Source organism: Saltatorellus ferox (assembly GCA_007751475.1).
GTDB lineage: Bacteria > Planctomycetota > UBA1135 > UBA1135.
Window position 1 is genome coordinate 3,669,292 of the sequence record CP036434.1, and the last position, 13,697, is coordinate 3,682,988.

General features: G+C 66.9%; 12 protein-coding genes. 9 read left to right on the forward strand and 3 right to left on the reverse strand.

Features of this window, described 5'->3' with window-relative positions; translation table 11 throughout:
• Window positions 1-10: 10 nt before the first annotated feature.
• Window positions 11-1,354 (reverse strand): Gfo/Idh/MocA family protein, encoded by a 1,344-nt coding sequence (locus tag Poly30_RS13140; protein WP_145197998.1) that lies wholly within the window; start codon window positions 1,352-1,354, stop codon window positions 11-13.
• A gap of 74 nt (window positions 1,355-1,428) precedes the next feature.
• Window positions 1,429-2,625, reverse strand: a complete 1,197-nt coding sequence (locus Poly30_RS13145; protein ID WP_145198000.1) for a formylglycine-generating enzyme family protein — start codon at window positions 2,623-2,625, stop codon at window positions 1,429-1,431.
• Window positions 2,626-2,735: 110 nt separating this feature from the next.
• Here Poly30_RS13145 and Poly30_RS13150 point away from each other — a divergent pair, with 110 nt between their 5' ends.
• From Poly30_RS13150 to Poly30_RS13190, 9 genes are all read left to right on the forward strand, one after another.
• The gene (locus Poly30_RS13150) at window positions 2,736-3,881 is read left to right on the forward strand and encodes an FAD:protein FMN transferase (RefSeq protein ID WP_419191334.1); all 1,146 of its coding nucleotides are present in this window, start codon (window positions 2,736-2,738) and stop codon (window positions 3,879-3,881) included.
• Window positions 3,878-5,230, forward strand: coding sequence for a Gfo/Idh/MocA family protein (locus Poly30_RS13155; protein WP_145198004.1), 1,353 nt, complete (start codon window positions 3,878-3,880; stop codon window positions 5,228-5,230). Before Poly30_RS13150 ends, Poly30_RS13155 begins: the two co-directional genes overlap by 4 nt.
• An 18-nt stretch (window positions 5,231-5,248) precedes the next feature.
• On the forward strand, window positions 5,249-6,730 hold the full coding sequence (locus Poly30_RS13160) for an AI-2E family transporter (protein ID WP_145198005.1): 1,482 nt from the start codon (window positions 5,249-5,251) through the stop codon (window positions 6,728-6,730).
• A 152-nt stretch (window positions 6,731-6,882) separates the two neighbouring features.
• Complete coding sequence (locus Poly30_RS13165) at window positions 6,883-8,310, forward strand: serine hydrolase domain-containing protein (RefSeq protein ID WP_145198007.1); 1,428 nt, start codon at window positions 6,883-6,885, stop codon at window positions 8,308-8,310.
• 560 nt (window positions 8,311-8,870) lie between these two features.
• A complete protein-coding gene (locus Poly30_RS13170) occupies window positions 8,871-9,221 on the forward strand; it encodes a hypothetical protein (RefSeq protein WP_145198009.1) in 351 nt (116 codons plus the stop codon).
• 99 nt (window positions 9,222-9,320) lie between these two features.
• Window positions 9,321-10,532 (forward strand): molybdopterin molybdotransferase MoeA, encoded by a 1,212-nt coding sequence (locus Poly30_RS13175; protein ID WP_145198011.1) that lies wholly within the window; start codon window positions 9,321-9,323, stop codon window positions 10,530-10,532.
• 29 nt (window positions 10,533-10,561) lie between these two features.
• On the forward strand, window positions 10,562-11,101 hold the full coding sequence (gene mog / locus Poly30_RS13180) for a molybdopterin adenylyltransferase (protein ID WP_145198013.1): 540 nt from the start codon (window positions 10,562-10,564) through the stop codon (window positions 11,099-11,101).
• A 186-nt stretch (window positions 11,102-11,287) separates the two neighbouring features.
• Window positions 11,288-11,746: a hypothetical protein gene (locus tag Poly30_RS13185; RefSeq protein ID WP_145198015.1), complete on the forward strand. Its 459-nt coding sequence runs from the start codon at window positions 11,288-11,290 to the stop codon at window positions 11,744-11,746.
• Window positions 11,747-11,807: 61 nt separating this feature from the next.
• Window positions 11,808-13,205, forward strand: a complete 1,398-nt coding sequence (locus Poly30_RS13190; protein WP_145198017.1) for an MBL fold metallo-hydrolase RNA specificity domain-containing protein — start codon at window positions 11,808-11,810, stop codon at window positions 13,203-13,205.
• Between the two features lie 2 nt (window positions 13,206-13,207).
• Here Poly30_RS13190 and Poly30_RS13195 read toward each other — a convergent pair whose 3' ends face one another.
• Window positions 13,208-13,693: a YbaN family protein gene (locus tag Poly30_RS13195; RefSeq protein WP_419191335.1), complete on the reverse strand. Its 486-nt coding sequence runs from the start codon at window positions 13,691-13,693 to the stop codon at window positions 13,208-13,210.
• Window positions 13,694-13,697 lie beyond the last annotated feature (4 nt).

The window sequence follows — 13,697 nt, forward strand, 5'->3', positions numbered from 1 at the left end:
GACGCTCGGATCAGATGATCTCGTACTGGCCCGGCATCGGGATCGGGTAGAAGCCGTCCTTGCCCGGAAGCGACTTGGGCATCGTGTCCCAGGTGAGCTTGTCGAGGTCCATGTCGGGCGAGAGGCGGCGCGTCGAGTTCAGCGCCTTCTCCCAGGAGATCTCCTGGCCGCTGTACGTGCACATGCGGCCGAGGATGGCGGTCAGCGTGGCATGGGCGCCGTTCACGGCTTCGTTGTGCTCCTTGCCGGTGCGGATCGCGTCGAAGAGGACGTCGTGCTCGCGCTGGTAGTGGTCCGAGTCCTGGCCCTCGAAGCGCCACTTCGATCCGCCGTAGTGGGTGATCGACCCGCGGCCGAAGTCGACCGCGCCCTCGGATCCCTCGCCGAACTCGTTCACCGTCGCCTTGGTGCCCGGCATGTGGCGACACTGGCTGATCATCTTCGCACCGTTCTCGTAGGTGTACTCGACGGCGTGGTGGTCGTAGATCTCACCGTACTCCTTGCCCGTGCGCACCAGTCGGCCGCCCATTCCCTGGGCCTTGACGGGCACGCCGCCCATCATCCAGTTGCCGACGTCGAGGTTGTGGATGTGCTGCTCGACGATGTGGTCGCCGCAGAGCCAGTTGAAGTAGTACCAGTTGCGCATCTGGTAGGTCATCTCGGTCTGGTCCGCCTCGCGCGGTCGAACCCAGACGCCCGCGCTGTTCCAGTACACGCGCGCCATGACCGGGCGGCCGATCGCGCCATCTTCGATGGCCTTGATCGTCTCCTGGTACTTGTAGCTGTGGTGACGCTGCAGGCCGACACCGACGCAGAGATTCTTCGCCTTGGCGGCGTCGGCGGCGGCGAGGACCTGGCGGATGCCCGGGCCGTCGACGGCGACCGGCTTCTCCATGAATACGTGCCTGCCTTTCTCGACGGCGTACTCGAAGTGCGCGGGGCGGAAACCGGGCGGCGTGGCCATCACCACGACGTCGATGTCCTCGTCGATCGCCTTCTTGAAGGCGTCGAAGCCCACGTGCTTGCGCTCGGCGGGGACGTCGATCTTGCCGGGATGCTCGTTCTTCAGGCTCTGGATCGAACTCTCCATGCGGTCCTCGAAGGCGTCGGCCATCGTGACCAATCGGGCGTTCCCCGCAGCGCGGAGGGCCTGGGAGGCGGCTCCCGTCCCGCGGCCACCGCAGCCGATCAGCGCGATCCGCAGCTCTGCATCACCCGCGGCTCCGCCCTGACGACCGAACGTGGAGGGCATCATGCTCGCCGCGGCGGCGACGCCGGCGCCGCGGAGCAGGGTGCGTCGCGGCAGGCCGCCTGGTTGCGCGTGGTGAAGAGGAGAGTCTTGGGGCTGAGTCATGGATGTCTCGGGGGCTTTAGAGGGAGGAACCGATGGGAGTGGAGAGAGCGGCGACAGCGCACGCCGCGGAAGAGCTATCGCTTGCCCGTGCGCTGCCGCGCCTGGATGACCTCGATCTCCTCGAGGTTCGCGTCGTGGTACTTCGACCACTCCGAGAAGGGCGGCGGGTTGAGCGGGCGCACGAGGCGGATGCCGAGCCACTGGGCATCGGTGTGGTACCAGATGCTCTTGGGCAGCTGGGGATCCTGGACCTTCCAGTTCTCGCTGGAGCCGCGCCTGGCCGCGGAGCGCAGGCGATCCGGATCGTCGTCCCAGTGTCCACCGCGCGCGACGCGTGGGTAAAGAGTGGTCGGCCAGTTGAGGGGGTCGAGCACGGGTTCGCTCGGGACCTTGCCGTCCACGAGCAGGTGCTGGTACCCGTCCTTCGTGAAGGCATCGAGGCACCACTCACAGACGTTGCCGTGCATGTCGTAGAGACCGAAGGCGTTGGGCTTGAGCTGGCCGGGCGGCTGGTACTGGCCCTCGCAGTTGTCGAACCACCAGGCGTGCTCGTTGACGGCGTCGGCCTCGAAGGAGAACGGCGTCGTGGTGCCCGCGCGGCACGCGTACTCCCACTCTGCCTCGGTGGGCAGGCGATAGAAGCGGCCCGTCTTCATTGAGAGCCACTTGGTGTACTGCTTCGCCGCGAACTGCGTCATGGAGATCGCGGGGTAGCCGTCGGTGCCCATGTCGAAGTCCATGGGGACGTACGGCGGGGTCGGACGGCTGACGGCGTCGGCCCAGGCGTCCTGGGTGGCGGGATCCTCCTGATTCTGCTCGCGCCGACGCTTGTCGAGGCTGTCCATGAAGAGGCTGTACTCGTTCCAGCGGACCTCGTGCTGGCTCATCCAGAAGGGTGAGACACGCACGGGGATCTGCGGGCCTTCCCATGCCTTGCGGTCCTCCTCGTCCTCGGGGCTCCCCATGAGGAACGTGCCCCCGGGGATGGGCAGCATCTCGAAGGTGACGTCCGTGCCAGTGATGACCTCTGCGTACGGCTTCATCTCGCCGCCGGGTCCGGGCTCGGAGTTCTCGACCTTCGTGGCGGGAGGCGCGGTGGCGGGAGCGGTCGGGTACACCGACGTCTCCTTCTTCTCGGTGTCCTGCGAGACGTCGGGCCGCGGAAGCGTCCGGGCGAAGGCGGCGGTGGAGGTGGTCAGGAGCGCTCCGATGAGGAGCGCTCGGGGGACGGCGGAACGAGCGTTCTCGCGTCCAGGTTGGGAGAGGGTCATGGAGTTCTGGCTACGTTTTCGGCGGATGGATGCCTGCTCGGTAGTGTAGGGCGATGACCCGTCCATGCCATGGTTCAGCCGCAATCGCTCTCGATCCGTCTCAGGTGGACTTGGGGAAACCAGCGGTCTGGACCGTGCTGCTCCTCGCCGTGTTTCTGTCCTGTTCTAGCGACGGGCGCGCGGCGAAAAGGGCAGGTCGATCCGCGGGCGCGTCGGAGCTGGTGCGCATGGAGTTCGAGCACATCGCCATGGGGACCCTGTTCCAGCTGGTCCTCTTCGGCGAGACCGCGGAACTCGGTGCCGCAGCCGCGACGGAGGCCTTTCGGCGGATCGACGAGATCGAGCGTGTGGCCACGGACTACGACCCGAAGAGCGAGGCGCGTGAGCTCGTCTCGAGGGTCGGCGAGTGGGTGACGGTGAGCGAGGATCTGGCGCTCGTGATCCGAGCGGCGGATGAGGCCTGCAAGGCGACCGAGGGGGCCTTCGACGCGACGATCGGTCCGGCTTCGAAGCTCTGGCGAAGATCGCTGCGACAGCACGAGTGGCCGGAGGCCGCGACGTGGGATCGTGCGATGGGAGCAGTGGGCTGGAGGCAGCTCGTGGAGCTTCGCGAGGAAGGAGACGAGCTCGGCGTTCGGCTTCGAATGGCGGGAATGCGGCTCGATTTCGGCGGAATCGCCAAGGGAGTGGCCGTGGACGAGGCCCTTCGTGAGCTGGCCTCGCGCGGCGTCCTGCACGCTCTCATGGATGGCGGTGGGGACCTCGCGGCTCTCGGGCCGCCGCCGGCAAGCGATGGCTGGAAGGTCGAGGTGCGGCCGTTCGGAGACGATCCGGCGGGGCCTACGCTTCGCTTTCTCCTCTCGCGCGGCGCGATCGCGACCTCGGGGGACGCGTACCAGGGCGGCGTCCTCTGGGGCGATCCGCCGTCGGCGCTCGTGGTCGAGGGATCCGTCTCCGTGTCGCGCTTCGGGCATATCCTCGATCCGCGCTCCGGGCGAGCACTTCCGGGTCCCCGAGCCGCCGTGATGACCGCGGCCAGCGCCGCCGAGGCAGACGCGTTCGCCACGGCGCTCACGGTCCTCGGCGAGGGCGCTGCGGCGCCGTTACTTTACGAAGGCCTTTCCAATCCCGTCGACGATCGACTCCGATGCGGGATCTTCTTCGGGTCTCTCGAAACGGATCCTTGCGTCGGGCCAACCTTCCCGCACGATGGTGTGCGTCTCTTGACGCCCCATCCCGCATCATCAAAAGAATGACGACAGACAACGCGCGACCAGAAGTTCCGTCCCCGTCCATCTCTTCCTCCGCAGGTGGCGCTGCTGGCTCCGGCCAGTCCCGCCGCGACGTGCTGCGCGCGGCGAGTGCCGCGACCGCGCTCGCGGCGACCGCCGGAATGGCGAGCGGCGAGCGAGCCCAGGAGAGCGACGCCACCAAGGTGCTGCGCGTCGGCCTCATCGGATGCGGCGGCCGGGGTAGCGGCGCGGCGACGAACGCCCTGCGCGCGGACCCGAACGTCAAGCTCGTCGCGATGGGCGATGTCTTCGAGGACCAGCTCGAGAAAGCGCTCACGAACCTCAAGAACGTCGAGGACATCAAGGACCAGATCGACGTCCCGCCGGAGAACCGGATCGTGGGCTTCGACTGCCACGAGAAGATCACCGACATGTGCGACGTCGTGCTCTTCGCGTCGACGCCTCACTTCCGTCCGGCCCAGGTCGAGTACGCAGTCAAGGCGGGCAAGCACATGTTCGTCGAGAAGCCGGTGGCCGTCGACGCGCCGGGTCTCCGGCGTATCTGGCAGGCCTGCAACGACGCCAAGGACAAGGGGATCGCGGTCGTGACGGGCCTCTGCTATCGCTACGAGAACAAGAAGCGCGCGACGATCGAGAAGATCCGCGAGGGCGCGATCGGCGAGGTCATGGGGGTCGAGTGTTCTTACGACACCGGCGAACTCTGGTACCGCGAGCCCTCGCCCGACTGGACCGAGATGGAGCATCAGGTGCGCAACTGGCTCTACTACACGTGGTGCTCGGGCGACCACATCGCGGAGCAGGCGATCCACAACCTGGACAAGATGATCTGGGCCATGGACGACAAGCCGCCGATCAAGGTCAAGGCCCAGGGCGGTCGTATCGTGCGCACGGATCCCAAGTTCGGCAACGTGTTCGATCACTTCAGCGCGGTCTACGACTTCGGCGACAACAAGAAGGGCTTCTTCTCGTGCCGCCAGTGGAACGGCGCCGTCCGCGACGTGTCGGACCATGTCTACGGGACGATCGGTACCGCGCACCTCATGAGCCACAAGGTCGAGGGCCAGAACCCCTGGCGCTGGCGCGCGGAAGAGGGCGTCGTCGACAACATGTACCAGAACGAACACGATCAGATGTTCGCGTCGATCCGCGCCGGAAAGCCGATCCACGACGGCGACATCATGTGCCGGGCCACGCTGCTCGCTTTGATGGGCCGACTTTCGGCCTACACCGGTCAGGAGATCAGCTGGAACCAGGCGCTGGAGTCCAAGGAGAACCTCTCCCCTGCGAAGTACGAGTGGGGCCCGAACCCGGTGCCGCCCGTTGCCCAGCCCGGCATCACGCCGTTCGTCTGAGCGCTTAGCCATCCACCCGTGCGCGATGACTCCGTGAATGGCGACTCCGTGAATGGCAACACCGTGAAAGGCGAGCCGCTCATGACGGAGCGCCGTGTCCAGACGATCTGCCTGCTCTTGCTGGCGACGATCGCGACGGGCGCGGCGCTCCAGGCTTTGAGCGAGGTGATGATCCCCTTCGCGCTGGCGGTGTTCTTCTCGATCGCGCTGGCGCCGGTCGTGGACTTTCTGGGCGCGAAGACGCGCCTGTCGAGGCCGGTTTCCGTGGGGATCACGATGCTGCTGGGGGCGCTCATGCTGGCGATCCTGGCGGCCGTCGTGGCGCAGTCACTGGATCAGGTGGGAAGCGTCAACTTCTCCGATCCGGAGACGTGGAAGCCCGTGCGTCCTGGCTGGTTCCCCGGTCCCGATTCCACGTGGGAGACGCTCACGGAAGGGGTCCAGGCGCTGATCCCGAAGTTCGTCGGCGTGCTCGGCAGCTTCCTGTCCCAGGGGATCACGGTCCTGATCTTCCTCATGTTCCTGCTGGTGGAGCAGGGCAGGACGCGAGGTCGCGGAAGTCCCGCCTCGTTGAACGGCACGGCGACGGTCAGCGGAACCGTCGAGTCCCGGGTCAAGAAGTACATCTCGGTCAAGGTGCTGACGTCGGCGGTCACGGGAACGCTCGTGGGTTTGGCGCTGTGGGCCATCGGGGTGCCGGCCGCGGTCCTGTTCGGGCTGCTCACGTTCCTGCTCAACTTCATCCCGACCATTGGCTCGGTGATCGCGGTCCTGCTGCCGATCCCGGTCCTGATGTCGAACGACGCGTCGCTCGTGACGATGGCGCTGGCCCTCGGGATCCCCGGCGCCATTCAGTTCGTCGTCGGTCAGATCTGGGAGAACAAGCTCCTCGGCGATGCGTTCGACCTGCGCGCGTCGGTGGTGCTGCTGGCGCTCGTCTTCTGGGGCAAGATCTGGGGCATCGTCGGGATGCTGCTCGCCACGCCGATCATGGCGGTGCTCAAGACCCTGATGGAAGGCTGGGAGGTCACTCGGCCGCTCGCGAAAATGATGGGGCAAGCGGGCCCCCCGATCGAGGTCTGCGCCGCGGTCGTGATCTCCCGGGACGGCAAGATCCTGATCGCGCGCCGCACGCGCCCCGCGGACGTCGCGGGCAAGTGGGAGTTCCCTGGCGGCAAGCTGGAGGAGAACGAGTCCGCTGCGGTGTGCCTCGTGCGCGAGTTCCAGGAAGAGCTCGGCTACGCGATCGTCGTGGGGGAGCGGCTGGGCTCCTCGATGCGTGAAGGCGGCGAGGTACCGCTTCGTCTGACGGCCTTCGCCGCGAGGCCCGCCGATGAATCCGCGGTCGCCGTACCGCGCGACGGAACCCATGACGAGGTGCGCTGGGTAAGCCGCGACGAACTCGGCTCGATGGCCGAGCGGGGTGAGCTGGCTCCGCTGGACGTGCCGCTGGTGGCCACGATCCCTTCGGAAGCGTCGCTGCCTGTTCCTTCGGTCTGACGGCGAGCGCCGATCGCGGAGTTCCTCGGCATCCTGAGCCAAGAAGACCGCCGGCGGCGTGGCCCGTTCGGACGGCTCACTCGTCCTTACCAGCAGGAAGAGGATTCGGCCCAGGAGACCGAGTCCGATCTGCGACCCAGGGAGGACCCGACATGGAACGACTTGTGACCTCGATGACCCTCTGCCTTTCCTTCGGGCTTGGCGCGGCATCCGTGCTGGCCGACCCGGTGTCGAATTCGGCGTCGAATTCGGTCAGCGAGGTGCCACGCCGCCTTCCGCTGGAGGATCCTGCCGAAAAGGAAACCGTGGCGGACGTGCCTTGGTTCGTCGGAGAGGGTGACCTCGCCAGGCGCGTCGAGGCCGCGGTGAAGACTCAGGAGGAAGGCGGATTTGCAGGCGCGGTCCTGGTCGCCAGCGGCGGAAAAGTGGTCTTCGCCTCGGGCGCGGGGGCTTCGGGACCCAAGAAGGGGAGCCCGCCGAATACGGCGAACACCGTGTTCGAGATTGCGTCTCTCAGCAAGCAGTTCACCGCGGCGGCGCTGCTGGTGCTGGCCCAGGAATCCAAGCTGAGCCTCGACGATCCGATCGCCGACCACTTCAAGAAGGTCCCCCAGGAATGCCAGAAAATCACCATCCGGCACCTGCTCCAGCACACGTCGGGGATTCCTGGCACGAATTCGCAGGGAGGGGGCAAAGACGTCGATCGCGTGCTTCCGTTCTTCCTCAGGGGTGGCCCGATGCACGAACCGGGCACTCGCTTCGAGTACTGGAACCAGGGCTATGCACTGGCCTCTGCGATCGTCGATGAGATGAAGGGGCGAGGCTTTGTCGACTTCAGCCGCAAAGCGCTCTTCAAGCCCGCAGGCATGACCTCGACCGGCTTCACCGGCGATCGTCCCGGCCGCAGGGTGTCGGTGGCCACGGGGCACGGCGGCGAAGCCCCGCGTACCGCCTTCGACCATCCCTACGGCAGCTTTGGCTATCAGTACCAGGGCATGGGAGGCGTCGTGACCAACGTCTGGGACCTCTGGCGCTGGGACCGGGTGCTGGCGTCGGACGAAGTGCTGGACGAGTCCTCACGGAAGGCGATGTTCCAGCCAGGACACGGCGACTACGGCCTGGGCTGGTTTGTCCGCGAGGAGGACGGCGAGATCGTTCATTCTCACAGCGGCTCTGTCCGAGGGTTCCGCTCCGACATGAGGCGCTACCCCGCACGTGATGCGTGCGTGATCGTGCTGTCGAATCTCGAAACGGCGCCCACGCGCGAACTCGCGAGTGAGCTCGATGGCCTCGTTCGCGGCCTGGATGCCAGCTGGGCGTCCGATCTCTTCGGGACCTACCGCGATGAGAAGGGCAAGACCCTCGTCGTGTCGAGCCAGGGCGGGCGCGTGGGCGCCACGCTCCGGTGGGGGCCGTCGGCCGACGCTCCGGTAACGTGGGCGCAACTTTGCAAGGGGGCCGACGGCGAAATCCTTTTCGACGACGGGGCAGCGCCCGTGAAGGTCGAGGTGGAGCGGACGGACAGCGCCGTGGAAGCGATCGTTCTGGGCCGCTCCCGCCTGGTCCGCGCGGATGACTGACCTGAGGGCGAAGGTTCACAGCCCGAGGAAAATCTATTTTGCAGTTTGCTCGTCGTCCCTGGCGCATCTGCTATCGCGGATGCGCGTCGAGCCAGAGCCATTCTTGCTCAGGCTCTCACCAGTGGCATCCGTCAGCACTGGATCTGTGCTCCTGGACGTGCTGCTCCCATGAGTCGTCAGGAAAAGGTCCTCGCTGACCATGACCCGCGCGTTCGGAACGGGCTGACCGAAGTGATCGAGCACCCCACCCTTCACCTCGGGGAGCGTTCGCTCCACAGGGAGCTGGATGCGAATCAGGTCGTCGCGGGCTCGGACCTCTTTGACCACAATCGAGCCGGTGGATTCCAACACAGGGCAGTCGTGGGCGTATCGCGATCATGACGACATGCCGCTCAACCACTGTTTGGGGCAGAGGGGCTTCGTCACTCCGCTGGGTCCCGGTACGGCTGCTCTCGCTTCTGTTCTGCGCCGCCTGCTCCCAGGAGGCGCCTCCTTCAGGGATGGATGGGCCCGTCGCTGCTGAGGCTCCAGTCCGGTCGCTCCTGACTTCCTTCCAGGAGGTGGGCGCGCCCGTCGAGTGGGTGTCGACGGCTGCCGAAAGGGCGCCGCTACTGGGCTCCCACGGCTGCAACGATGGACTCTTCGCGACGATCTTGAATCTCGATGAGCGGGGTGATCCTCCCCAGGCCACTTTTCTTCTGCTCCGCATGGATAGCTATTGCGGTCAGTTCGAAGAGAACATGAGTGGCACCTGGGACCTGATCGATGGTGAGGTGCAGCTCTATCCGGCCTTGCAGGTGGATCCGATACGGCACGAGGCGCTGACGACGTTCAGGATCCTGCTGGTGGACGGAAAGCTGGAGCTGATCGAGAGCAGCGGCGCTATCCGGGCGATGAACTGGAAGCGATAACCGGGCGAGGCGTCACCCATCGCACACAGTATCGAAGCGCCCGCATCGCTGGCGAACGGTTGCGGACGGCCGCGGCCGAATTTGGCATGGTCTTCGGCCATGTTGACCTTTGAAGAAGCGGTGCGGGCCCTGGCGGCCCTGGATGTCGGGGCCCGTGCCACGCGGGTCGAGCGGATTCCCCTCGCACGAGCGCGCGGGCGCGTGCTCGCCGAGGACATCGCCATCGACCAGGACCAGCCCGGGTTCGATCGGGCCACCATGGACGGGTTCGCCGTCTGCCTGGACGGCCAGCAGCGCTCGTTCCGGATCCGCGGCGTCGTGACCGCGGGCACCACGTTCGAGGGGACGCTGGCCCCCGGCGAGGCGGTCCGGATCATGACCGGTGCGCCCGCGCCCGCGGAGACCACGGTGGTTCCGATCGAGCGGACCACGTTCGAGGAGGGGCAGGCGACCGTCGAGGTCGATCATGTGCCGGACGCCGGACGGAACGTCGCCTGGCGAGGAGAAGACGCCCACGCGGGGGATGTGCTCGTCGCCCGCGGGACGCGGCTCGCGCCCGCGCACCTCTCGGTCGCCGCCATGGCGGGCGCCGTGGATGCGGCGGTCTTCCAGCGGCCGGTGGTGTCGGTTGTCACCACCGGGGACGAGGTGGGCGGCACCGGGGCTGCGGCGATCCGCGACAGCAACGGGCCTCTGCTCGATGGGCTCCTCGACGCGCTCGGCGCGGACGTGCAGCGACGCCACGCGCGGGACGACGAGGGCGAACTCGCAGGGGCTCTTGAGGACGCGGCGGCCTCGGCCGACATCATCGTCACGACCGGCGGAGTGAGCATGGGGACCCACGACCTCGTGCCCTCGATGCTCGACCGTCTCGGGTTCGAGACGGTGTTCCACAAGGTGCAGGTGCAGCCCGGCAAACCCGTGCTCGTGGCGGCGCGCGGCGACGGCGCGCTCTTCATCGGCCTGCCCGGCAATCCGGTTAGCGTGCTCGCGACCGCGCACCTGTTCCTGTTCCCCGCGCTCGGGCATTTCCTCGGCGGCTGGGCCCCGCGCTGGATCGAGGTTCCCATGGCCAGCGACTACTCCCACGATGGACGTCGGCACCTGTTCCTGCCGGCCTCGATCGAGACGGGCGGTCTGCGCCCTGCGAGCTGGAACGGAAGCGGTGACCTGATCGCCGCCGCCGCGGCCGACGGGCTCGTCGAGCTTCCCGTCGGCGCCACCTTCCGCGCGGGCGATCCGGCTCGCTTCCTCCCCTACATCGGCCACTCGATCGGCGAGCGCGCGGTGCTGCCGCCGCGTCAGCGCTGACGCCCTCTCCAGCCCCACGGACCCAAGCCATGACCACACCCGCCAGAATCGGCATCGTCACCGTCTCCGATCGCGCCAGCCGCGGTGAGTACGAGGACCTCGGAGGTCCCGCCATTCGCGCCACGATGGAGGAGTACCTGACCAGCCCCTGGGAAGCCGTACCCCGCGTCATCGCGGACGATCAAGCGACGATCGAAGCGACGCTCAGGGAACTCATCGACGAGGAGGGTTGCGACCTCGTCGTCACGACCGGCGGCACCGGGCCCGCGCCCCGCGACGTGACCCCCGAAGCCACGGAAGCGGTGGTGGAGAAGCCCATGCCCGGCTTCGGCGAGCTGATGCGACAGGTCAGCCTGCAGTACGTTCCGACGGCCATCCTGTCGCGGCAGACCGCAGGCATCCGCGGCAAGGCGCTGATCGTGAACCTGCCCGGCAAACCGAGCGCGATCCGCCAGTGCCTCGACGCCGTTTTCCCGGCCATTCCTTACTGCCTGGACCTGACAGGAGCCGCGCGGCTAGAGGCGAACCCTGACGTGATCCACGTCTTCCGCCCGAAGTCGAAGTCGTGAAGAGAGACCCCGACCTGTCATCCCGTTCACAAAGGAAGTCGTATTGAGGCAGGCGCTCGCGGAGATGAGCTTCCATTGAGAATCTCCCCACGTAGTCTCGCTCCGGGCCACCCCTTCTGCGGCATGGTGCCTACACTCGTCCGCCTAAAGGCGAGCAATGAGCTGGCCCGTAACCCTGCTAATCAGATGAACACGAAACTCTTCCTCTCCCTCGCTCTCGCCCTTCCGATGTTCGCCTCCTGTGACGGAGCCGTCGACGCCGCCTCGAAGGCCGGCGACAGCGCCACCGCCGCCGCCAAGGGCGCGATGGACAAGGCCGGCGACATGATGGGAGACCTCAAGAACATGGACCTCAGCTCGCTCTCGATGGATGCGATCAAGGAGAAGGCCGGTCAGCTCACCTCGACGATGACCGAGAAGCTCGGCAGCATCAAGGACGTCGCCACCGCCGAGAAGTTCAAGGAGACCTTCGGCGGCGCCGCCGACATGCTCAGCAACATGAAGGACAAGCTGGGCGCCAGCCTCCCCGGCATGGACTCCCTCAAGAGCGCCGTCGAGAATCTCAAGAGCCAGTTCGGCGCGGACTCCAAGGTCATGGAAGTCCTGAAGCCGATGCTCGAGAAGCTCAGCAACCTGTTCAACTGATCTTCACGCGACGCCGGCTCTTCGCGCCACATCGGGCGGCCCGGCCCTTATCCTCGGCGGCATGAAGTCGCCGAAAATCAGGTTCCTGGGTGCCGCTGGCACCGTCACCGGCTCTCGTTTCCTTCTGGAGACGGGAGCCGCGCGCGTTTTGATCGACTGCGGGCTCTTCCAGGGGGAGAAGTCGATCCGCCAGCGCAACTGGGAGCCGTTCCTCGTTCCGCCCCGTGAGATCGACGCCGTCGTCCTCACGCACGCCCACATCGATCACACTGGCTACCTGCCTGCCCTTTGCCGCGACGGCTTCTCCGGGCCGATTCACTGCACGCCTGCGACGGCGGACCTGACGGAGATGCTGCTGGAGGACAGCGCGCGCATCAGCCAAGAAGACGCACGCTACGCCAATCGCAAGGGTTTCAGCCGACACCATCCCGCGCTTCCGCTCTACACGGTGGAGGACGCCAAGGAGGCCGCCGAGCAGCTCCGCACCGCCGCCTTCAACCGCTGGTTCCGCGTCGCGCCGGGCTTCGAGGTCCGCTATCGGCATGCTGGCCACATCATCGGCTCGGCGATGGTGGAGGCGCGCGTCAGCGCGGACGGCGGCGATCCGGTTCGCGTGCTCTTCTCCGGTGATATCGGACGCTACGACGCGCCGCTCGTCCCCGATCCGACGGAGCCCGAGGACTGCGACGTGCTCGTGATCGAGTCGACCTACGGGGATCGCAGCCACCCGGAGTCCCGCATCGAAGAGCAGCTCGAAGAGATCCTGCGCAAGGGGATTCCCCGCGGCGCGACGATCCTCTTCGCGGCCTTTGCGGTCGGCCGCTCCCAGCAGCTGGTCTATCTGCTCGACAAGGTGATGGATGAGATCGGTATGACCGTTCCGATTCACCTCGACAGCCCGATGGCCGCCAACGCCACGAAGATCTATCGCCGCTATCCCGAGGAGAGCGGGCTGGAGAACGTCGACATGCGCTCCGGAAGCAGTCCGGTCTTCGGCAAGAACGTCTACCTGCATCGGTCCGCCGACGAATCGCGCAGGCTCAACGATCTCACGGGACCGCGCGTCATCATCGCGAGCAGCGGGATGATGACCGGCGGCCGGATCCTGCACCATCTGAAGCGCTGCCTGCCGGACGAGAACAACCTCGTCGTACTCGGTGGCTACCAGGCCGCGGGGACCCGCGGGCGCAGGCTCCAGAACGGCGAAAAGACGATCCGCATCCACGGTCAGGAGATCGAGAACCGAGCGGAGACGGCGCAGCTGACGGGCCTTTCCGCGCACGCCGATGCGAACGAGCTCCTGCGGTGGGTCAAGGATCTACCCGCTCCGAAGCAGACCTTCATCGTTCATGGCGAGGACGACGCCCGCGAGGTCTTCGCGAAGCGTCTCCAGAACGAGCGCGGCCACCACTGCATCCTGCCCGAGCACGGCTCGACGCACGAACTGCAGAAGCTCTGATCTCATTGGCGTCGACGGGTCGGCAGGCGCGCGACGTAGTACGCGCCGAAGAGCGCGAGGCAGAGCACCATGACCGCGGGTAGGGGCTTCGCGCGCAGCGGCACCAGCAGGGCGAACGCGACGAATACCGTCATCATCGAGATGGCGGTCACCTTCACGCCCATGGAGACGCCTCGGCCCGCGCGGTAGTCGTCGATCAGCGGCCCGAAGGTCTTGTTCCGCAGGAGCCATTCGTAGAGGCGCGGGGAGCTACGCGCGAAGCACGCGGCCGCCAGGAGCAGCATCGGGGTCGTCGGAAGGCCGGGCACCACGATGCCGACGGCGCCCACGACGACGAAGCTGATGCCGCCAGCGGCCCACAGCGCGCGCTGCCAGGCGGGCCGTCCGCGCTGCAGCTCCAGCGCTTCGCGGAGGGCCGCTTCCCGGGCTTCCGCCGTATCCTCGACCATTGCCCTCTTCGAGCCGGTCCCCTTGCTGGCATCGCTCACGGAC